The 20,929-nt window shown below is 40.9% G+C and carries 20 protein-coding genes and 2 pseudogenes; 4 read left to right on the top strand and 18 right to left on the bottom strand.

What is annotated here, in order from left to right; genetic code table 11:
• Positions 1 to 7: 7 nt before the first annotated feature.
• Both I3B46_RS01590 and I3B46_RS22615 read right to left on the bottom strand, forming a co-directional pair.
• Positions 8 to 142 (bottom strand): annotated as a pseudogene (locus I3B46_RS01590) (IS5/IS1182 family transposase); the annotation flags it as partial.
• A gap of 414 nt (positions 143 to 556) precedes the next feature.
• Positions 557 to 682 (bottom strand): cytidine deaminase-like fold-containing protein, encoded by a 126-nt coding sequence (locus tag I3B46_RS22615; RefSeq protein WP_419177201.1) that lies wholly within the window; start codon positions 680 to 682, stop codon positions 557 to 559.
• A 418-nt stretch (positions 683 to 1,100) separates the two neighbouring features.
• Here I3B46_RS22615 and I3B46_RS01585 point away from each other — a divergent pair.
• Positions 1,101 to 1,241 (top strand): annotated as a pseudogene (locus tag I3B46_RS01585) (IS256 family transposase); the annotation flags it as partial.
• 81 nt (positions 1,242 to 1,322) lie between these two features.
• Here the strand turns inward: I3B46_RS01585 and argD are convergent.
• From argD to ppiA, 12 genes are all read right to left on the bottom strand, one after another.
• Positions 1,323 to 2,537 (bottom strand): bifunctional acetylornithine/succinyldiaminopimelate transaminase, encoded by a 1,215-nt coding sequence (gene argD / locus I3B46_RS01580; protein ID WP_042117047.1) that lies wholly within the window; start codon positions 2,535 to 2,537, stop codon positions 1,323 to 1,325.
• 129 nt (positions 2,538 to 2,666) lie between these two features.
• A complete protein-coding gene (locus tag I3B46_RS01575; protein ID WP_004923848.1) occupies positions 2,667 to 3,242 on the bottom strand; it encodes an aminodeoxychorismate synthase component II in 576 nt (191 codons plus the stop codon).
• 326 nt (positions 3,243 to 3,568) lie between these two features.
• Positions 3,569 to 4,717 (bottom strand): N-acetylglucosamine-6-phosphate deacetylase, encoded by a 1,149-nt coding sequence (gene nagA, locus I3B46_RS01570; protein ID WP_004923842.1) that lies wholly within the window; start codon positions 4,715 to 4,717, stop codon positions 3,569 to 3,571.
• A gap of 44 nt (positions 4,718 to 4,761) precedes the next feature.
• A complete protein-coding gene (locus tag I3B46_RS01565) occupies positions 4,762 to 5,616 on the bottom strand; it encodes a tagatose bisphosphate family class II aldolase (protein ID WP_014656969.1) in 855 nt (284 codons plus the stop codon).
• A 9-nt stretch (positions 5,617 to 5,625) separates the two neighbouring features.
• A complete protein-coding gene (gene agaF / locus I3B46_RS01560; RefSeq protein ID WP_004923836.1) occupies positions 5,626 to 6,060 on the bottom strand; it encodes a PTS galactosamine/N-acetylgalactosamine transporter subunit IIA in 435 nt (144 codons plus the stop codon).
• 12 nt (positions 6,061 to 6,072) lie between these two features.
• Positions 6,073 to 6,966: a PTS system mannose/fructose/sorbose family transporter subunit IID gene (locus tag I3B46_RS01555; RefSeq protein ID WP_014656970.1), complete on the bottom strand. Its 894-nt coding sequence runs from the start codon at positions 6,964 to 6,966 to the stop codon at positions 6,073 to 6,075.
• Positions 6,956 to 7,738 carry a PTS N-acetylgalactosamine transporter subunit IIC gene (gene agaW, locus I3B46_RS01550; protein ID WP_004923830.1) on the bottom strand — a complete coding sequence of 261 codons (783 nt, stop codon included), beginning with the start codon at positions 7,736 to 7,738 and terminating at the stop codon, positions 6,956 to 6,958. Before agaW ends, I3B46_RS01555 begins: the two co-directional genes overlap by 11 nt.
• 10 nt (positions 7,739 to 7,748) lie before the next feature.
• Positions 7,749 to 8,231 carry a PTS N-acetylgalactosamine transporter subunit IIB gene (agaV, locus tag I3B46_RS01545; protein ID WP_014656972.1) on the bottom strand — a complete coding sequence of 161 codons (483 nt, stop codon included), beginning with the start codon at positions 8,229 to 8,231 and terminating at the stop codon, positions 7,749 to 7,751.
• Between the two features lie 14 nt (positions 8,232 to 8,245).
• Positions 8,246 to 9,400 carry an SIS domain-containing protein gene (locus I3B46_RS01540; RefSeq protein ID WP_104873047.1) on the bottom strand — a complete coding sequence of 385 codons (1,155 nt, stop codon included), beginning with the start codon at positions 9,398 to 9,400 and terminating at the stop codon, positions 8,246 to 8,248.
• Positions 9,397 to 10,692, bottom strand: coding sequence for a D-tagatose-bisphosphate aldolase, class II, non-catalytic subunit (locus I3B46_RS01535; protein WP_004923825.1), 1,296 nt, complete (start codon positions 10,690 to 10,692; stop codon positions 9,397 to 9,399). Before I3B46_RS01535 ends, I3B46_RS01540 begins: the two co-directional genes overlap by 4 nt.
• A 70-nt stretch (positions 10,693 to 10,762) precedes the next feature.
• Complete coding sequence (gene agaR / locus I3B46_RS01530) at positions 10,763 to 11,536, bottom strand: transcriptional repressor AgaR (protein WP_014656973.1); 774 nt, start codon at positions 11,534 to 11,536, stop codon at positions 10,763 to 10,765.
• A gap of 512 nt (positions 11,537 to 12,048) precedes the next feature.
• A complete protein-coding gene (gene ppiA / locus I3B46_RS01525; RefSeq protein WP_014656974.1) occupies positions 12,049 to 12,621 on the bottom strand; it encodes a peptidylprolyl isomerase A in 573 nt (190 codons plus the stop codon).
• 366 nt (positions 12,622 to 12,987) lie between these two features.
• Here ppiA and yihA point away from each other — a divergent pair, with 366 nt between their 5' ends.
• Positions 12,988 to 13,599, top strand: a complete 612-nt coding sequence (gene yihA, locus I3B46_RS01520; protein WP_004923816.1) for a ribosome biogenesis GTP-binding protein YihA/YsxC — start codon at positions 12,988 to 12,990, stop codon at positions 13,597 to 13,599.
• Between the two features lie 112 nt (positions 13,600 to 13,711).
• On the opposite strand, the gene I3B46_RS22610 is transcribed toward yihA, so the two are convergent.
• On the bottom strand, positions 13,712 to 13,759 hold the full coding sequence (locus I3B46_RS22610) for a hypothetical protein (RefSeq protein ID WP_438361642.1): 48 nt from the start codon (positions 13,757 to 13,759) through the stop codon (positions 13,712 to 13,714).
• A 350-nt stretch (positions 13,760 to 14,109) separates the two neighbouring features.
• Positions 14,110 to 14,913 carry an SDR family oxidoreductase gene (locus tag I3B46_RS01515; RefSeq protein ID WP_004923813.1) on the bottom strand — a complete coding sequence of 268 codons (804 nt, stop codon included), beginning with the start codon at positions 14,911 to 14,913 and terminating at the stop codon, positions 14,110 to 14,112.
• Between the two features lie 320 nt (positions 14,914 to 15,233).
• On the opposite strand from I3B46_RS01515, the gene tolC reads away from it, so the two are divergent.
• Entirely contained in the window at positions 15,234 to 16,586 is a 1,353-nt protein-coding gene (gene tolC / locus I3B46_RS01510) for an outer membrane channel protein TolC (protein ID WP_061064623.1), read from the top strand.
• A gap of 129 nt (positions 16,587 to 16,715) precedes the next feature.
• Entirely contained in the window at positions 16,716 to 17,042 is a 327-nt protein-coding gene (locus I3B46_RS01505) for a hypothetical protein (protein ID WP_004923806.1), read from the top strand.
• A 79-nt stretch (positions 17,043 to 17,121) separates the two neighbouring features.
• Here I3B46_RS01505 and polA read toward each other — a convergent pair whose 3' ends face one another.
• Both polA and dsbA read right to left on the bottom strand, forming a co-directional pair.
• Entirely contained in the window at positions 17,122 to 19,914 is a 2,793-nt protein-coding gene (gene polA, locus I3B46_RS01500) for a DNA polymerase I (RefSeq protein WP_060561265.1), read from the bottom strand.
• A 376-nt stretch (positions 19,915 to 20,290) separates the two neighbouring features.
• On the bottom strand, positions 20,291 to 20,914 hold the full coding sequence (dsbA, locus tag I3B46_RS01495; protein WP_004923800.1) for a thiol:disulfide interchange protein DsbA: 624 nt from the start codon (positions 20,912 to 20,914) through the stop codon (positions 20,291 to 20,293).
• Between the last annotated feature and the right edge of the window lie 15 nt (positions 20,915 to 20,929).

Genomic DNA, 20,929 nt, shown 5'->3' with positions numbered 1-20,929 from the left:
TAATAAATCATATAGGGAGCCACATGACTGAACATGCTAAGGCAATCATGTTTTCATAATTGCTTGTTAATTTGTGATACCGAGTTGCGACGGCTCGGTATTTCTAAATTTACAGGAAGGCATTTTCAACTACGTGCCAATATTACTTGTCCACAGCTCCTTAATTGAGACAGCGATAATTAGATTTTTAGCCCGAAAAATATAACGCTTGTTGCCGACATCCAGTGTGTGGGCTGGCTGAATCATGCCAATGAAGTTATTTATTGAATAAGTGAAATCAAATCTCAGTAGATAAAATTAACTACTGGTAACTGATTGAACAGTTAAGGATTTTTAAGTCTATAGTCGAGGTGATTGTACTGTAAAAACACAAACAGCTAAAGAACACGCGGTAAAATCAAGACAGTATACCATGGGGTACTTGCGCCCCCGCCCATAGCTGATTATTAGTGGTCAGTGGCAGAATGAGCTCGGGTTTACGGCAGGCAGTCACTTTACCCTCACACACCAAGCCGAGTCGTTGATTATCCGGCTGACTGATAATTTCAATCCTTCTTTATCTGCCATTGCGGCAATATCCACATACAGGCTCTTTTGTCACCCTCATATTCATATCTCGACTAACGGTAATAATCTTCATATGCTTACGAATAGTACCAACTTCAGCATGAGCAGAAGCCATATTTCCATTCGATACATATTTGCTAGGATTTTTTCTACTTTAGTTTCATTCTATCGTTAATTAACGTTGGACGATTTTTATCACCTAAAAAATAATCCGGTCTATTTCCTTGGTTAGTATCTTTAAATATTTCGCTTTTTTCTTTATTTATTAATTAATTCCGCTTTCACCTTCGGAATAGATGTATGTGTAGTGGCATAGTTAATTTGGCCACCTAAATAGAGCTGTTATTATACACTGCATAACTTAACAGGTGACATGTATAACAAAGCAAATTCGACGTAACTTCAGGGCGGAATTTAAACGAGAAGCGGCTCAATCAGTTCACTCGACGGCTAACTAAACTGACCGTTGAAACAACATTAAATGTGGAATTAACTAAACACCTTGAGCATGAAAAAATCCCCCTCAATCAGGCTCTAATGATCCTGTGCGTAAAGCCATTTATTTAGCGATTGAATCGGCCTCTAAAAAGTAGAGTATGCCAATTCAAAACGGGAAACAGGCAATGAGCCGTTTTATTATTGTATTTGGTGACCGCCTAAACGGTCACCTTTAATGAAAGGCAAATACCCCAAATTATTTATAGGGTCAAAAAGACTCAAAGAGGTATTAACCTCTTTGAGTGTTAAAAATGTATTTATTTCAGAATACGTTCAATCGCTTTTTCTAATTTCAACATACCACTATTAATTTCTTCTTCCGAAATAATTAACGATGGCGTAAAACGTAATACATTAGCGCCAGCATTAAGCATCATTAATCCTTCATTGGCACAAGCTTGTAAAATATCTTTCGAACGATCTTTTAATTCCCCTTTAAGCTCTGCACCAATTAATAGCCCCATACCTCTAATTTCAGCAAAAATATTATATTTCTCATTCAGCTTATTCAAATGAGCAACAAATAATTCGCGACGCTTTGTCACACCATCAAGTACCTCTTTTGTATTGATAATATCAAATGCTGCATTACCAACCGCACAGGCTAATGGGTTACCACCATAAGTGGTACCGTGAGTTCCCAACCCCATAGCTTGCGCAATTTCATGGGTTGTTAACATTGCACTGATAGGGAAACCGCCACCTAAAGCCTTAGCTGTAGTCAGAATATCCGGTGTCACGCCGTAGTGCATATAAGAGAATAACTGCCCAGTGCGCCCCATACCACTTTGTACTTCATCAAATACCAGTAATGCATTGTTATCATCACATAGCTTACGCACACCTTGCATAAACTCTTGCGTGGCAGCAGTCACACCACCTTCCCCTTGAACAGGCTCTAATACCACCGCACAGGTATTTTCATCTATCACCGCTTTCACGGCATCGAGATCATTAAATGGCACATGAATAATATCAGCAGGTTTCGGCCCAAAACCATCCGCATATTTCGCTTGGCCTCCAACTGAAACCGTAAAGAAAGTACGCCCGTGGAAAGCTTGTTTGAACGCAATAATTTTGGTTTTATATGGGCTGTGCTTGGTAATGGCATAATGGCGCGCTAACTTAAACGCAGCTTCATTAGCTTCCGCCCCTGAATTGGCGAAGAACACTCGCTCAGCAAACGTCGCATTGATCAGCTTCTGTGCCAATCTTAAGGTTGGCTCATTAGTAAAAATATTACTGACATGCCATAGTTTCTCACTTTGCTCACGAACAGCAGCAACTAATGCAGGATGACAATGGCCTAATGCCAATACCGCGATCCCACCAGCAAAATCGATATATTCTTTACCTTGCTGATCCCAAACTCGGCTACCTTCCCCACGGACAGGAATAAATTCCGCTGGAGAATAAATAGGTAAAATAACCTGATCATAAGTTTGCCGATTTACTGCTTGTGGTTCTTTCATACCCCTCACCTGCCTTATCCAATGCCTAAGTGAAAATATAATCATTAAATATGAATAAAAAATCACAAAAGAGCAATAGCAAAGCGAGTGATGGGGATGAATTTATTTTTTTATAGATACAGTGAGTAACTAATATTTTAAAAAATTATTCAGTAATTCATGGCCTTGTTCACTCAGAATACTTTCTGGGTGAAACTGAACCCCCTCAATTGGCAGAGTTTTATGACGTATTCCCATAATTTCATCTACGTCACCGTTATTCAGTGACCATGCGGAGACATCAAAAGACGCTGGTAATGTTTCTGCGGCAATAACGAGAGAATGATAACGTGTAACTGTTAGTGGCCGATTTAAACCTTTAAATACCCCTTGGTGGTTATGATGAATAGCCGATGTTTTGCCATGCATCACTTCTCTAGCCTTCACAACCGTTGCACCAAAGGCTTGACCGATCGCTTGATGACCAAGACAAATGCCTAAGATAGGGATTTTCCCTGCAAAATATTTAATTGCTTCAAGAGAGATCCCTGCCTCATCAGGCGTACAAGGGCCTGGTGAGATCACTAGGTGTGTAGGCGCTAACAACTCTATCTCTTCGATAGAAATTTCATCATTACGTTTAACGAGTACTTCCGCCCCTAATTCACAGAAGTATTGATATAGGTTATAAGTAAATGAATCGTAATTATCAATAAGTAAAAGCATAGTAGCCTATCCGACTGATTTTTATCATTATATGTTATATTCCCATACACAGTTTTTTGCGCTTAGCAATCAGAACTCTGACTAAAAAATAGCAAAAAATAGTCGGGGGCAGGTATCATAACACAGCCGAAGCAGGAAAATAGCCTATTTAAATCAAGTAATCTGATTTACTGAAGCCAGTTTCCATATAAAAATCATGGAATTATATTCACATACTGATAACAAGTTATTCTTAATTAATAAGAATAACAACGTTCCATTCTACATCTATTCATACAATTGCAAGACAACCGCTTAGGGCATGGCGTTTCATACCCTAAATCTGTTTATCGTTGAAAAACCCGCTTACCGTTTACAAAGGTTGCTTGTATTTCGCCTGCTGTATCACAGAGCGTTAAATTCGCTTGCTTGTTGGGGGCGATTGATCCCAGACGATCCGCAATACCTAATGCTTTTGCTGGATATAAACTGCCATGTAACCATGCTTGTGCGAATGATATGTCGCAAGCTTGCTGCAATGTTTTCACTCCTTGTTCGAGGGTTAAGGTACTCCCTGCGAGGCTACCACTTTCTGTTCTGACAACCCCCTTTTTCATCTGCACAGTCATTTCACCGAGAGAGTATTCACCATCAGGCATGCCAGTAGCACGCATCGCATCTGTAATCAGTAGTAACCGCTCCCCACAGCAGCGGTAAACCACTTTGATAGCGGCAGGATGTACATGATGACCATCACAGATTAATTCAACCTGACATTGGTCGTTGGTTAAGGCTGCACCGACCATGCCTGGCTCACGATGATGTAGGCCATTCATGCCGTTATAGCAATGAACAACCCCATCCGCACCTTGATTTAGCCCATCCTGAGTCAATGCATAATCCGCACTGGAGTGGCCAAGCATGACACGGATCCCTTGTGATTTTAACCAAGGTATTAGTTCAAGAGAGGTTGGATGCTCGGGTGCGAGAGCTACACATTTTAAACTTCCTTCAGCAAGTGATATCCATTGCTGTAATAGGGCTTTCTCAGGTTGGTGCAATAAGCTTTCTGGGTGAGCTCCTTTATGTTGGGCCGTAAAAAATGGCCCTTCAAGATAACTTCCTAGAATTTCGGCGCCATCTACCCCTTGCTTCTGGCTATCTTTCACTTGAACCAATGCCCGCTCAATATCTTTATGCTGGGCGGTCACTGTTGTTGCTAAAAATGCGCCAACGCCTTTCGATGCTAAGAAACGAGATATATTATTGAGCGATTCATGGGTCGCATCCATCACATCGGCACCAGCACTACCATGAATGTGGGTATCAATAAGTGCAGGCAATAATGTGAATGGCAATAGCTCTTCAGCAGACTGCGTATTCGGGATAACGTGTTGGATACACCCATTATCATTCAATACGACTAAAACATTATCAGCCCACCCAGAAGGCAATAATGCCCTACGAACATATATCTGTTTATCTGATTTCATCATCTTACATCCTATCAGTGCCTCTTGTATGCGTCAGTAAACACGACTTACATCATACCTGCACTGCCACAAATATTGATTTTACTTTCAACGACTTTACGCATTGCCTCTTTACCTGGTGTAATATATTTACGAGGGTCATTAGCGTCTGGGTGCTCAGCAAAATGCGCTTTGACAGCATCCGCAAAAGCAATTTTTAAATCTGTTGCCACATTCACTTTGCACACACCAAGTGAAATCGCTCGTTTAATCATCTCTTCAGGGATACCAGAAGCACCGTGTAGGACCAAAGGAATATCGACTTGCTGTTTAATCGCCGCTAAACGCTCAAAATCAAGGTGAGGTTCACCATGATATAAGCCATGGGCGGATCCTATCGCGACGGCCAATGAATCAATACCTGTACGCGTGATATACTCTTTCGCCGCCATAGGATCAGTATAGAAGCTATCTTTGCTATCAACGACTAAATCGTCCTCTTGCCCCCCTAATCGCCCTAACTCCGCCTCAACGCTGACATCATAATTTTGGCAATATTTCACGACTCTACTGACGGCTTCGATATTCTGTTCGAAAGCAAAGTGAGAGCCATCAATCATCACAGAACGAATACCGGCACGTACTTTACGGCAAATATCGTCATACTCCTCATGGTGATCAAGATGTAATGCAATCGGTAAGTGATTCACTCGTGCAGCTTCACGACAAATCGATACCATGTATTCCAATCCTGCATAAGTAAACGTGCTCGGTGTTCCTGCTAAAATAACAGGGGATGACATTGCTGCTGCTGTTTCGACAACAACTTGAACAGTTTCAAGGTTATGTACATTAAAAGCGGGAACTGCATAACCATTACGTTGTGCTTTTTTCAACATTTCACGGTTAGAAATTAAATACATATGCTCTCCTTAAATGCCATCATCATGAGCAACAGATTGTTTTTCACGTTGTTGCTCATGCCACAAACTGGTTAACCCCCGATGCCCACACTCCAATGCCATATCGCGGAATTCTGTTACTGACATTCCATCCCTCTCCAGCATCATTTCTGCGACCATTTGCATATTGGTTCCAGTGATAACTTGGTAGTTTTGATTTTCCAAGGCCATCAATGACGCTTGCCGAAATGGTGAGCCACCTAATAAATCTGTTAAAAAAACGACACCATCACCTTGATCACATTGCTGACTTGCCTTTCTTAATGCTTGTTGAAGCGAATCGGTACACATTCCCTCAGGAAAATCTATCGCAACACATTGTTCTTGTGGGCCAATAACCTGTTGTACTGCTTGTAACAGGCCACTCGCAAAACCTCCATGGCCTGTAATGACGACACCTAACATTTGCCATTCCTCTTATAAGAATCCAACTAATTTACCAAGCACGCCAAATACCACGGTGACACCAATTAATTTCACAGGTGAAAAACCTTTTTTCATTAGCCAGTAGACAAGTAACGTAAAGCTTAATGGCAATAAATTTGGCATCAGTTTGTCTAAAACGTCTGTCTGTAAAGCCACTTTTGCTTCACCAGCCGTCATGATTAGTGGTGTAGAAAGATGCACATAAGAGGCAACTAGGGCGCCGATAACCGTCATTCCAACAATAGAAGCGGCATGTGAGATATTTTTGGTATGTGCTTTTAGCATGGTTATCGCTTTTGTTCCCGCGCGATAACCATAATGAGCCAGTCCAAAACGCAATGCGAAATGCACGATATTGAACATAAGCAGAAAAATAATCGGCCCAAATAAACTGCCTTGTAGTGCGAGTGATGCCCCAATACCAGCACAGATGGGCAATAAGGTTAGCCAGAACAACGCATCGCCGATGCCGCCTAGCGGCCCCATTAACGCTATTTTCACTGCACGAATGGTGGAAATCTTCTCCTTGCTACGCTCCATCGCTAGCACTAAACCGGATAAAAATGTCACATCAAATGGATGCACATTGATAAATTCCATATGCATTTTCATAGAATTAGATAGATCTTCCGGTTTTTTATGAATTTTACGTAACGCTGGGATCAAGGTATAAAGCCAACCGCCAGCTTGCATACGTTCATAGTTAAAAGAAGCTTGTAGTAATAGCGAACGCAGTGCCATAACGTTAATATCACGGTGAGTCAGTGCTGTTGCAGGTTCGCTATCAAGGTAATCATCACGCTCAACCTGACTAGTTGCCATCGCTTGAGCCATTCGTTGCTCCGCTTTTGCTGCCAGAGCTTCATCATTGTCATTAAATGCCATCATTCATCTCCTGAGCAACTTTAGGTGAGCTGCCGTTATCATTGTTGTCATTACGTGTGCGGTTGAAGAAATCAATCAGTGCGATTGCAAACGCGCCAAGTGCGACCGCAATAATGGGCATATTCAGGAAAGTCACTGAAATAAAACCAAGAATAAAATAGGCAACATACGTCTTTTTCATCATGATTTTCATCAGTAGTGAGAAACCAATCGCAGGCATCATGCCCCCCGCCACAGCTAAGCCATCCAATAGCCATTGAGGTGCTTTTTGTACCATGGCGCTTGCGGCATCAGCACCAAAGTAGATGGGTAAGAAAGCAACAATAAAGTAGAAAGAAAACAGAATCAGGATCCCAAAATAGTTCACCATCTCAATACCGCGCCAATTGAGCTTTTTCACCATTTCGTCGCATTTATGCATCATGGGTGAATAGAGTGTGAACAGTAATGTGATACAGCCTTGTACCGCGATAGAAAACGGTACAGCAATACCGATAGCAACTTTAGGATCCGCATGTGTCATGATGGCAAATGTCGTGCCAATAATACCGCCAATCACGACATTGGGTGGCTGAGCACCAGCAAGTGGCACCATCCCCATCCAAACCAGCTCTAGCGTTCCTCCGACTAATAACCCCGTTTGCACATCACCTAAAATCAATCCAACAATAGGCCCAATAACCACAGGTCGATGGAAGTGTGTCAAACCATTAAATAAATCGACTCCCGCGATCCCAGCAATCAAAGCGATAAGTAGTGCGTCAGTCATCATACTGACCTCCTTAGCTAATTAGCTTAGAGACGGCTTCCCCCGCCTCATCAGGTACACGACGAATTTCACAAGTGATCCCTAATTTTTCTAATTCGCGGAATGCATTAATATCGCTATCATCCACAGAGACCGTTTTATGAATTTGTTTTTTACCTTCGATAAAGTGCATATTGCCAACATTGACAAATTTGATAGGAACTCCACCTTGAACTAGGGTGAGTACATCTTGAGGCGTTTTACAAACGATAAAAATCTTTTGTCGATCCGCAGCCTTATGGATCACATCAATGGTTTTTTGCAGCGTAAAATAGCGAGTTTGTACACCATCGGAAACCACCATATCCATCAAAGATTGAGCAACGGGATCAACGGCGGCTTCATCATTTGCAACAACCACTAAATTAGCACCAAGAGAATTTGTCCAAGTCACGCCAACTTGACCATGGATCAAACGATTATCGATACGAGTCATCAATATATTTGGGGTAGACATACTCACTCCTATTATTATTTTGTTGATTTGTATGGGTATAGCTGAACACCTTTAACAACACGATTCACTTCCCCCGTCGGACAAGGGTTATCCGGTGATAAACCATGATTGAGAGAAGCTTCAAATGACAAAAGCTGTAAAAAGACGAGATAAGGAAATATCAACCAAATATCATTGAGTGGGCTATCAAGCACGACGGCCTGCTCTAAAGGTAAACTACTCAATGCCACAATGTGTTTTGCCCGCTGGTCATGTTTCAGCTCATTGAGCAAATCTATATCATAGTGACGGCAATACTCCTCGGCTGATAACATCACTATTACCAATGTTTCTTTATCAATCATAAATTTAGGGCCATGGCGAACCCCTAATGTTGAATCAAAGCGCGTTGCAACTTTCCCCGATGTGAGCTCTAACATCTTCAGCGCCCCTTCTTCGGCAATCCCCGTAAAACAACTTGAGCCAAGCACAACCATTCGACTAAAACCATTTCCTGTCATGCCTTGGATCATCGGCAACCATTGTGGAATGCCGGTTTCTGCAAGTGTGGCAATCTCTTCAACATAACTACGTGCTTGAGTAAAATCTTGAACACCAAATAGTAATAATGTCGCTAATGTCATACAGCTAAAGCTTGAGGTCATGGCAAAGCTGCTGTCATGAGAACCATCGGGCATGATTAAAGAGCAAACATGCTTTTTCCCTTCCGCATAACGTGCCAAAGCGCCATCTGGATTACAGGTCAACATAAGGTGATAAACATCGTCGAGTAGCTCATCTGCCAGCTCTACGACACCAACACTTTCAGGACTGTTACCCGAGCGAGCATAAGAAACTAATAATGTCGGTTTATGTTTATCGAGGTAATGCCAAGGTGTTGGTACAATATCGGTAGATGCATACGCATGTACGTCTAATCCACAATATTCACGTAACCAAGGTGCCATGGCTTTCCCTGCAAAGGCAGACGACCCAGCACCACATAACACAATTTGTAAATCCGGCTTGGCGAGCAGTTCAAATAAAAACGGTTGCCATTGCTCCGATTTAGCCGCTAACTCCCGATATAATTCACGCCATAAGCGGGGCTGATGAGTAATTTCTTGTGCAGTAAACAGAGCGCCGTGCTGCTCTAACCATGATTGTGAATATGACAATATTTCCTTCATGCCACCGCTCCTTTTGACTGTGATTCACATGCCAACGCATATTGAAGTAATACGCTTCGAACCTTATCCATGACCCACGCTTTTGGGTCATTCTCTAAGTCACCGACTTTAACGGCTTCGGCCTGCTCTGGTAGGTATTGGCTCAGCATCGAAATCGGTACTGGGTTTTGCCGTAAGTTGTCCAATAATTTCGCCACTGCTTTTTCAACTTCAGGCTCCGCCCAGTAATAGCGAATACGGTCACTTAAGCTATATTGTCTGTCGATGTATTGCTGATGAGCACTTCCTTTGTAATAAGGGCTCCAACGCTCTGGCTGCTCATTCATAATTTGTTCGAGGGTTGCGTGTAAATGGGCAGCATCACGCTCACCATTCCATTCACGATCTAATTTATCGAGTGCAAATAACCCTTCACGTAAAGCAAACGTTAATGCAGGGCCAACTTTTAAGATCGCAAAATGGTCGCGGACTAACTGACGATACGCCTTTAGTGCTTGGTAATCGGTAGAGTGTGCTTCATAAACAAGATGGGGAACTGATTCGATAAATTGGCTAAGTGCTTTCGCTTTTTCAGGTTGATAATGTTCAACATTGTGATGATCAAATTCGACCCCTGGCTGAACAACCAAGGCAATCACTCGGGGCCACACATCGGCTAACCCATGCTCTTGCCATTTATTTTTATGGATAGACAATGTGGTTTTAGCAGCTTCGGGCGATGTAACTTGTAATCCATCCATCGATTCTTTCGCACCGCCCGGCACAGGAACTTCTGTGCCAATAACATAAACAGGGGCTTCACCACCATGATCTTGCCAGCTACGTTCAGCCACTTGGCATAGCCTTGCCGCACGGGAAGCGACAACGTCATCGCTCAAAGGAATAGGGTCATCAGCACAAGACATTGAACAATCAAGGTGAATTTTACGAAAGCCTGCCGCAACATAATCATAAATGAGTGTTTCTGATAGTTGCATCGCCTCATCAGCGCAACGATTTTGCCATGCATTAGGGCCTAAATGATCGCCGCCTAACCACACTTTTTCACGTGGGAAAGCCAATCGATCGGCAATTTTCCATACCATTTCACGAAAATCGCAAGGAAGCATACCGGTATAGCCACCGAACTGGTTAACTTGGTTAGAAGTGGCTTCAATTAATACTGAAGAGTTACGTTGTTTAGCAAAACGAATCGCACTTTCTAGAACCCAAGGGTGTGCGGAACAGACAGAGTAAACCCCAACGTCCTCGCCAGATTTATGGCGATGGATCAGCTGTAATAGCGGCTGCATAATATCTCCAAATAACTCAGATATGATTAAAAACGTTGCGTTTTTAATTAAGAATTAAAATAGATATGCCTTATTCATCAACAACAATGACTTCTACACCAAATGCCGTTAAAGCTTGGCGATAATGAAGTGGAATGCGGCTATCAGTAATAAGACGATGGATCAGTCTAGCTTCGCGTATTAAACAAAAACTCTTTCGCCCAAATTTAGTACCATCTGCTACAGCGATAATTTGATGTGCCACATCACACATCACACGGTTGAGATGCGCTTCTCCGCTATTCGGTGTGGTGATCCCAGCTTCAAGATCAAAGCCATCTACCCCAAGAAACAACGTATCAAAACGGTACTGTGATAACTGCTGTTCGGCGGCAGGACCATAAAGGGAATAAGAATTTTTGCGTACGTGTCCACCAAGAACCATAACATCTACGCTGTCGAAACCGGCCAGTTCGTATGCGATATTGAGAGCATTAGTCATCACGACTAAATCACGGTGGTGTTTTAAAAAAGGAACGATTTCTGCTGTTGTTGAGCCTGAATCAATGATGAGAGAATCCCCATCATTCACAAATTCCGCCGCTTTTTTGGCAATACGAGTTTTAATTTCTCGATCCATGCGGCCTTTCACTTGTAACGGTCTATCAAAAGCAAATTTATGATTCACCATTGCGCCGCCATAAGAGCGTAAGGCACAACCCTTTTTTTCCAGATAACGTAAATCATTACGAATAGTGACGCTAGAAACATTAAACTGTTTGCTTAAAGCATCGACACGAACACTCCCTTCTTGGCACAACATATCCATGATGCATTCACGTCTTTTTACGGTATCTGTACTCATGTTTATCACTCCGAAAAACATCACCTTGTTATCACGATTGACCATGCTAACAACATATCTGAATTACAGCAGAGTGAGCCAATCGAAAATGTGATCCTTGTTAAAGTTCATTTTTAGAGCAAAAAACCTCAAAAAACCTTTCGATTCCATTCAAATCGAAAGTCATCGCTTTCAATTGATTGACTTATTTTTTCATGCAAATGCCTAGCAAAGGCCAATATTTAAGTTAGTAAATCTATTAACAACGAAACACAAAGAAAAAATGTCAAACAAACCGTTTTCAAACCGCGCGGTGAGCAAGATCACAAAATTGAATTTATGTAAAAATAACTAGCAGGTTAATAAGAAGAAAAGAATGAAAAAAGAGAAGAGAAAAAGAAAATAAATTCTAATTAATGAGGAAATATACTCTGTGAGTACATCACTACATAAATAGCACTCACAGTGATACAGCCTTATACATGAAAAATAATATAAGTGGGTAAATACTAGCGACCTACCCACTCTATCTATTATGGCTTTTTAATGACTTCCGCAGAAATAATTGATATTGGTTCAACAGGCACATTTTGATATGGACCAACATTCTCTGTTTTTACTTTAGAGATTTTATCCACTACATCCATGCCTTTTACCACTTTACCAAAAACAGCGTAACCAAAATCACGTTGACCGTGATCTAAGAAAGCATTGTCAGCGACATTAATAAAAAACTGGCTGGTCGCACTGTCTTTATTCGCTGTACGTGCCATAGAAATGGTTCCACGTAAATTGCGCAAACCGTTATCTGCTTCATTTTTAATTGGAGCACGAGTCTGCTTTTGCTGAAGATCTTTGTTAAAACCGCCACCCTGGATCATAAAACCAGGAATAACACGGTGAAACGTTGTTCCGTTGTAATAACCTTCATTCACATATTGTAGAAAGTTCTCAGTGGTCACAGGTGCTTTTTTATTATTCAGTTCTAATTCAATATTACCTGCTGAGGTGACTAATTTAACATACGTTTCACCCGCAGCTAATGCTAGAGAAGATGCGCTGATAGCACAGACCGCCAGTAAAGGCACAAAAATTCGTTTTAACATTCAAGATCCCTTTCGCTATAGCTAAATGACTTAATTATACTCGAAATAGTTCGAGGTGCAGCTAAGCGCATAAGCAAATATGTGACTCATGTGAATAGACATAGCCAACAAAGCTGCAACTGGAAGTATGACGAGTACAATTCACCAATTCTAGAGCTAAGCTGAATATATTGCTAAAGATTTACCTTTATTTACGTCAGATAAGCGAGTAATCATCAAAAACAGTCAGATGACGCCCAATATGTACGTAAAATCGTTGTTTCAAAAGCAAACAGCTACTGCTCTATCGCAATTTTGGCTTTGTTTGTCTGCCACCAGTCGCTATAATCCCTCAGCCTCAAAAGGTCAACTCAGGGAGAACAACCTATGACAATCAAAAACCATAACTACCATATGACAAAATTTGTCATCAGTGCACCCGATATCCGTCATCTACCAAAAGATACGGGTATAGAAGTTGCCTTTGCAGGCCGCTCCAATGCAGGTAAATCCAGCGCACTAAACGCGCTTACACAACAAAAAAGCCTTGCTCGCACCAGTAAAACGCCTGGACGGACACAGTTAATTAACCTGTTCGAAGTGGAAGAAGGCATTCGTCTTGTCGACTTACCGGGTTATGGCTATGCCGAAGTGCCGGAAGAGATGAAACGCAAATGGCAAAAAGCGCTTGGTGAATACCTACAAAAAAGGGAGTGTATTAAAGGTCTTGTCGTATTGATGGATATTCGCCATCCACTAAAAGACCTTGATATGCAAATGATTGAATGGTCTATTGCGATGGAAATTCCTGTATTAGTCCTTTTGACTAAGGCAGATAAACTCGCTTCTGGCGCACGCAAAAAACAATTAATGGAAGTCCGCCAAGCACTCTCTCCATTAGGGGGAGACGTCGAAGTCGAATATTTTTCAGCATTGAAAAAAATCGGTATTGATAAATTGCGTCTCAAACTTGATAGCTGGTATAGCACGCCAATTTGATCCATTTCGATCCTTGTGCGTCACTCGGCGCACAACGGCAAGCACGATAACTTTACACAAATTTTGGATAAAAAAATGCTCCAGTCAAAATTTTGACTGGAGCAGCTAATATTCAGCTAAATCCGATTACGTGAAGTAAAAGGTCTGAAAGATAGAACATCTTACCTCTGTACCCTACGCCTTATACTTTACTTGATTTTTTACGCGAAAAAAAGCTTTTCTGTAATTTTTTTTCAATGCTTACTACGATTCAGCGAATAAAACATCATAATAATAGCCAAAAAACGTATTTTTATTACATATTTATGAGAGCCAAGTCGCATTAATATGTAATGTAAATTTTTTATCTCATTAGGTAATAACGCGTATTTTGTTCAAATAACAGACAGAAATAAGCTTTATCGCATCTATATGGCAACATGCGATAAAGAAAATAAGAAGAGTGTTTTATCGAATCGGCGAATAGGTTGACGCCATTATTGATGACTCAGAGAATAAGCAAGCTCGCCTCTATTGTTTTATATCCGCTGATGACAATGCGCTTTCGGGAAGTAATGCTCCGCCATCAACGACAATAGTCTGTCCTGTCATATATCCCGCGGCTTGTGAGGCTAAAAATACCATAGCGGCAGCAATATCTTCTGCTTCCCCTAAACGCCCTAGTGGTACAGCACGAGCAATCCTTTGATTCAATTGCTCATCCCCTAAGTTTTCCATCGCAGGTGTTCGTATCATCCCCGGCTCAACGCCATTCACCGTTATCCCAAAAGGAGCCAACTCCAATGCGGCTGACTTAATAAAACCATTAACCCCCGCTTTAGAGGCGGCATAATGCGCAAGCCCTGGGTAAGCGACTTTAGGACCAGTGACAGATGAGGTGATTAAAATACGCCCTCTTCCCTGCCTTTTCATAATCGGTTGAGCAGCTTGAGCCAAATAAAAAGGCGCCATTAAATTAACACTCAGTGTCTGTTGTAATAAAGCCTCATCAATTTGCATAAATTCTGTTAGCGGAAAATAAGCTGCATTATGGATAACAACATCTAATTGATGATATTCGCGATCTATTTTTGCAACCAAAGCTGTTATTTGTTGCTGCTTTGCACAGTCACAACCTTCCGCCTGAACGTTAAACCCTTTTGCTACTAATGAAGCTGCGGCTGCTTGCGCCTTTTGTAACTGCAAATCAGCCATAATCACGCAAGCCCCTAATTGAGCAAAGGCTTCAACAATCGCTAAACCAATACCTTGAGCCCCACCAGTAACTAGCACGACCTGCCCTTGAAATGCAGTTGGAGAAAATAAGCGTTCCATGATTAATCCTTTGGCTCTGAGATAAGCCTGTCGCCATAAAAGATATTACGTTACATGAACGCTATATTGAGGTAAAAAAATGTACTGTGACAATCGTTCTTAGGTAGTAAATGCACATTACGTTCGACAGTAAAATAATCTCATTTTTTACACTAACTTAATCAAGTTAGCTCATATAGCAAAACATATACATTAAATTAAACTTTTAAATGTGGTTTTTTATATTTACATTTTAATAGCTGAGCTATAATTTAATTAAAACCTCTTTCTTAAATCCCATTTAGACTAAACTGTAAAAAATTAATTAGGAATTAATAATAATGAATAAAATAATTAAATTATTTATTTTAATAAGTTCAATAATTATAGGTTATAATTGTAACGCAGAGGATTTATTGCAAGTTTATAAAATAACGAAAGATAACAACCCCACATTAAAAAAAACAGAAAGTGAACGTTATCAAGCCTATAAAAAAATAGATGAAGAGCGTAGCTCATTACTCCCTCAATTAAAATTAAAAGCTAATTCAAACTATAAAAACAATGATGGTACAGATGATAATAAAAATATTAAGAACACCGAATTATCTCTACAAATGACACAATCTATAATTGATATATCTAAGTGGAAATCACTATCTATTCAAGAAAAACATGCAGCTATTTCAGATATTAACTATCAAATAAGCCAGCAAGATCTGCTGTTAGAAACGGCTATCTCTTACTTTAATATATTAAAGTCTATTGATGCCCTCACTTACATAAAAGCCCATAAACTCGCGGTTTATCATCAGTTAGATCAAACCACACAACGCTTTAATGTAGGGCTAACGACCATCACTGACGTACAAAATGCGAGAGCTAACTATGACAGTATCATTGCTCAAGAGGTTCTAGGTTACAACGAATTGAAGAATTCAGTTGAGGTATTAAGAAAAATCAGTGGAGTACGATATACTCAATTAGCAAAACTCAATATTAATAAGTTACAACTCACCAAACCAGATAATATCACATTTCTACTTGAAAATGCGCGAATTAAAAACCTGAGCTTATTAAAAGCTCGCCTGTCACAAGAAATATCAAATGATAAAATATCCCTCGCCAAAAGCGGGCATTTACCTATAGTCACTTTAGATGCTTCTACAGCCATCAATAACACTCGGCTAGATAAGAATAGTATCGAAAGCCAGCATAAAATAAATAACCATTCAGGGAAAAACAATGCAGCCCTCTCGTTAAATTTACCAATCTATCAAGGAAATACGGTTAATTCTCAAGTTAAGCAAGCTCAGTATGGTTTTGAGGCTGCAACAGAGCAACTTGAAAGTGATAATCGAAACGTCATCCAGCAAGTTAACTCTTCATACAATAATCTATTGTCGTCAATAAGTAGTATTAATGCCTATAAGCAACTAATCATTTCAACACAAAGCTCATTAGATGCCACAGAAGCGGGTTATCAAGTAGGAACACGCACTATTGTCGATGTACTATCTGCAACTGCCGCCCTCTATCAGTCGAAAAAAAATTTATCGAATGCCCAATATGATTATTTAATCAACCAATTAAAAATGGAATATTTACAAGGTTCCTTAAACGAAAATAGCATTCAGCGTATCAATAAAATGCTAGGCAATGAAATATCAATTTATGAACCAACAATGCAATAATTAGCATTCGAATTATTTAATATTAAATAATTTATTTTAATTAAAACTTAATAAATTTCATTTTTATCACTCATCATTTTCTATGCCATTATTGATTTTAAAGTAAAAATGAGCTCAAGGAAATAAACAGTGAAAGTAAATGAAATGTATTGCATTAAAAATGGAGAAGCGTTAATCATTTCTCCTTCACCACAAAAAAGGAAAATAACCATTCCAAAATTGATGGCATCGAGTAGAGGGCAAAAAACAAAAGCCCATCACCGTCTAGATATCAATGGAAAGCAAGTTGCAATTGCTGAAGTTGATACACGTTATAATCAATATGGAGTTACTTTAATCAGTATATCATCTTGGTCTGGAATTATTGAGCCTAATACCCAAATGAAAATCATGGCTAGTGAAAGAACATCCAAATATTCATCTGTACTTAGTTATGTATTAGTATTAATAGAATAATATATAATTTCACAATAGATAATATGACTAAATAAAACTGAGTCGAATTAAGCATTATCCGACTCAGTTCAGACTCTAGCTAGTGGGCTTCATCCCAGTTATCACCAATACCGACATCAACCTTCAACGGTACATCAAGTTGCATACTTTGTTCCATCAACTCACGTATTTTGGTGGTCACACTATCAAGCTCTGACTCTTTGACTTCGAAAACTAATTCATCATGCACCTGCATTAGCATGTCTGCATGCGGTTTTTCGGCCTGTAACCAAGCATCCACCGCGATCATCGCTTTCTTGATAATATCTGCTGCCGTACCTTGCATCGGTGCGTTAATAGCCTCACGCTCAGCCGCTTTACGACGCATTCCATTACTTGACTTAATGTCGGCAAGATACAAGCGACGCCCTTCTAACGTTTCAACATACCCCTGCTCAGCCGCTTGATGGCGCGTATTTTCCATATAGCGCAGCACGCCTGGATAACGTTCAAAATAGAGGTCCATATAACGCTGAGCTTCACCACGAGGAATGCCTAACTGTCGAGCAAGACCAAATGCGCTCATACCATAAATCAAACCGAAGTTAATCGCTTTTGCACTACGACGCTGATCACTTGTCACTTCATCCAGTGGTACACCAAATACCTCTGCTGCCGTTGCACGGTGAATATCTTTGCCTTCAGCAAACGCCGTTAATAGCCCTTTATCTTGCGATAGATGCGCCATAATACGTAATTCGATTTGCGAATAGTCCGCGGCCACTACTTTGTAGCCTTTGCGTGCAATAAATGCTTGGCGGATACGGCGACCTTCTTCCGTCCTAACCGGAATATTTTGTAAATTGGGGTCTCGAGATGATAAGCGCCCTGTCGCTGTCACTGCTTGATGATACGAGGTGTGTACCCGTTGAGTTTTCGGGCTGATCATCAACGGCAACTTGTCGGTATAGGTTGATTTCAGTTTTGCGAGACTACGGTGCTCAAGCAAGAGTTTAGGTAGGGCGTGATTTAGAGCCAACTCCTCAAGCACTTCTTCGTTGGTAGACGGTGCACCACTCGGTGTTTTTTTCACTACAGGCAGTTGTAGCTTTTCAAACAGAATCGTTTGTAATTGTTTGGTTGAAGCAAGATTGAACTCTTCACCCGCAAGCTCAAATGCCTCTTTCTCCAATTCTGCCAAACGCGCAGTAATCTCTTTCGATTGGGCCGCTAGTACCGCAGCATCGATTAATACCCCTTTACGCTCCATTCTGACAAGAACAGGCACTAATGGCATTTCAATTTCACGAAAAACGTGATTCAGTTTAGGCTCAGCCTCTAATTGAGGATACAGTGCTTGATGAAGCAATAACGTCACATCGGCATCTTCTGCCGCGTAATTGGCTGCCTGCTCAAGCGCTATTTGATTGAATGTCAGCTGCTTTTTCCCCTTCCCTGCAATCTCTTCAAAAGAGACCGTTTTATGGTTAAGGTGCCGTTCAGCGAGGCTATCCATATCATGGCGCCCCATGCCCGCTACGCTATTTAGCACATAGGATTCCAGCATGGTATCAAATGCAATACCTTTCAGTTCAATATCGTAGTTGAGTAAAACCTCAGCGTCATATTTTAAGTTCTGACCTATTTTGAGTATTTTATCATTTTCCAATATCGGCTTCATGGCAGCCAACACATCATTTAATGGGAGTTGGGCTGGTGCATCAAGATAATCATGACCTAATGGCAAATAGGCCGCATAGCCGGGTTCAATGGCAAATGACATCCCAACTAAACGCGCTTCTTGTGTATCCAAACTGTCCGTTTCAGTATCAAAGGCAAAGATTGAGGCTGACGTGAGTTTTTCTATCCAGCGGTCTAAATCCGCTTTTTCCAAGATAGTTTGATAGTTTTCCGCACTCAACGTCGGTGCTGCCATGACGGCTTCAATTTTCTTTTCTGTTTTACTTGCCGCTGGCGCACTACTTTTACCACTTTTACCATCCATCCACGTGCCATTCTCAACATCCGCTAACCAGCGTTTAAACTCATAACGGCTAAACAACTGGTAAAGTTTGTCTGTGTCTGGCTCGGAGATCGCAAGTTCTTCGCAGCTTTTTTCTAGCTCCACATCGGTTTTGATGGTCGCTAATTGGTATGAAAGGAAAGCAACCTCGCGATTCTCTTCCATTTTCGGGGCTAATGTTTTCGAGCCTCTAAAGCCAAGTGGGGCGATTTTATCTAAAGAGTCGTAAATCTCTTTTAAACTGCCAATGCCTTGCAGCAAAGCAAGTGCCGTTTTTTCGCCCACACCGGGAACGCCTGGAATATTATCGGAAGAGTCGCCCATCAATGCGAGGAAGTCGATGATCAGCTCTGGCGGAACCCCATATTTATCCTCAACTTCTTGAGGGCCTAAAATGGTATTGGTCATGGTATTGATCAAGGTGATATTAGGCTCAACCAATTGAGCCATATCTTTATCGCCTGTGCTGATCAAGACAGGGATCCCTTTTTGACTCGCTTGCCTCGCAAGAGTACCAATGACATCGTCCGCTTCAACACCGGAAACCACCAGCAACGGTAGTCCCATCGCTTCGACCATTTCATGCAATGGCGCTATTTGCTCACGCAAATCATCTGGCATCGGTGGGCGGTGTGATTTATAACTCTCAAACAGCTCATCACGGAATGTTTTTCCTTTGGCATCAAAGACGACAGCCACATGACTTGGCTTATATTGCATAATCAAGCTACGCAACATATTGAGCACACCATACATGGCTCCTGTCGGTTCGCCCGCACTGTTAGTCAGTGGTGGGAATGCATGATAAGCACGGTACAGGTAAGATGAACCATCTACCAATATAAGGGGATTTTCTGCTATCTGAGCCATAATCTGTCATCATCTTTTTGTCAGGAATGAATAATAATAGGATGCCACAATGTGCGCTTAGATACACGTCGAGTTTCAACTTCATCAACAATCCTCCCCCTACTCAATTAAATAAATTAAATCGTCATTTTACTCCTTCGCTACCCTATTTTGACCGATATAACCTGTGGATAACTCTGTGAGCAAAATAATGTTATGCCTTAGATTCAATGACTAAGAAAAGATCAAGGGGTTAAACAAGAAAATAAAATCAATGAGTTAGACGAAAATCGCTTGATCTAGCTCAAAAAAAGGATTTTAAACGTATTGTGGATATTGATTACGGAACGTGAATAATTATGAATGTGGCGGCGAGTCACGCCGCCACAAGGAGAGATTATTTTTTGTCGAGCAGATAGTTCACAACTTTAGAAAACTCTTGCCCATAATCTTCGGCTTTATCGACCGCAATGCCATCATTACGGATTTGGTATTTACCATCAACAAACATCGCTGGCACACCACGTAGTTTTAGATCTTGCGCTGCGTTTTGTTGTTTAGCGACTAAAGATTTTACAACGAAGCTGTTTAGTGCAGCATCATACTCTTCACCACTCACACCTGCTTTAATAAAGGCGTTACGGATATCGTCTACCGTACGAATAGATTGTGTTTTTTGGATACCTTCAAACAGAATTGGCGTCACTTTATCTTCAACTTTTAGAACGATTGCCACTGCCCAAGATTGAGTGAGGTTTTTCCCTAATGGGCCTAAGAAATCAACGTGGTAACGTTCCATTTTGACGCCTTCAGGTAAGTTTTTCTCTACCGTTTGTGGCACTTTATACACATTTTCAAACTGATAGCAGTGAGGGCAATAGAAAGAGAAGAACTCTAAAACTTGTGGTAAGTTTTGTACTGGTTGTTTTAAAGCAACGTACTCTTTCCCTTCTGAATAGTTTGCGGCCGCTGCCCCAAATGACATGGCAATACCAATTAAAGCCAACATGATTTTTTTCATATACTACGTTCTCCA

It is taken from the genome of Providencia sp. 2.29 (assembly GCF_015832305.1).
GTDB classification, from domain to species: domain Bacteria; phylum Pseudomonadota; class Gammaproteobacteria; order Enterobacterales; family Enterobacteriaceae; genus Providencia; species Providencia stuartii.
This window is presented reverse-complemented; position numbering and strand designations above follow the sequence as displayed.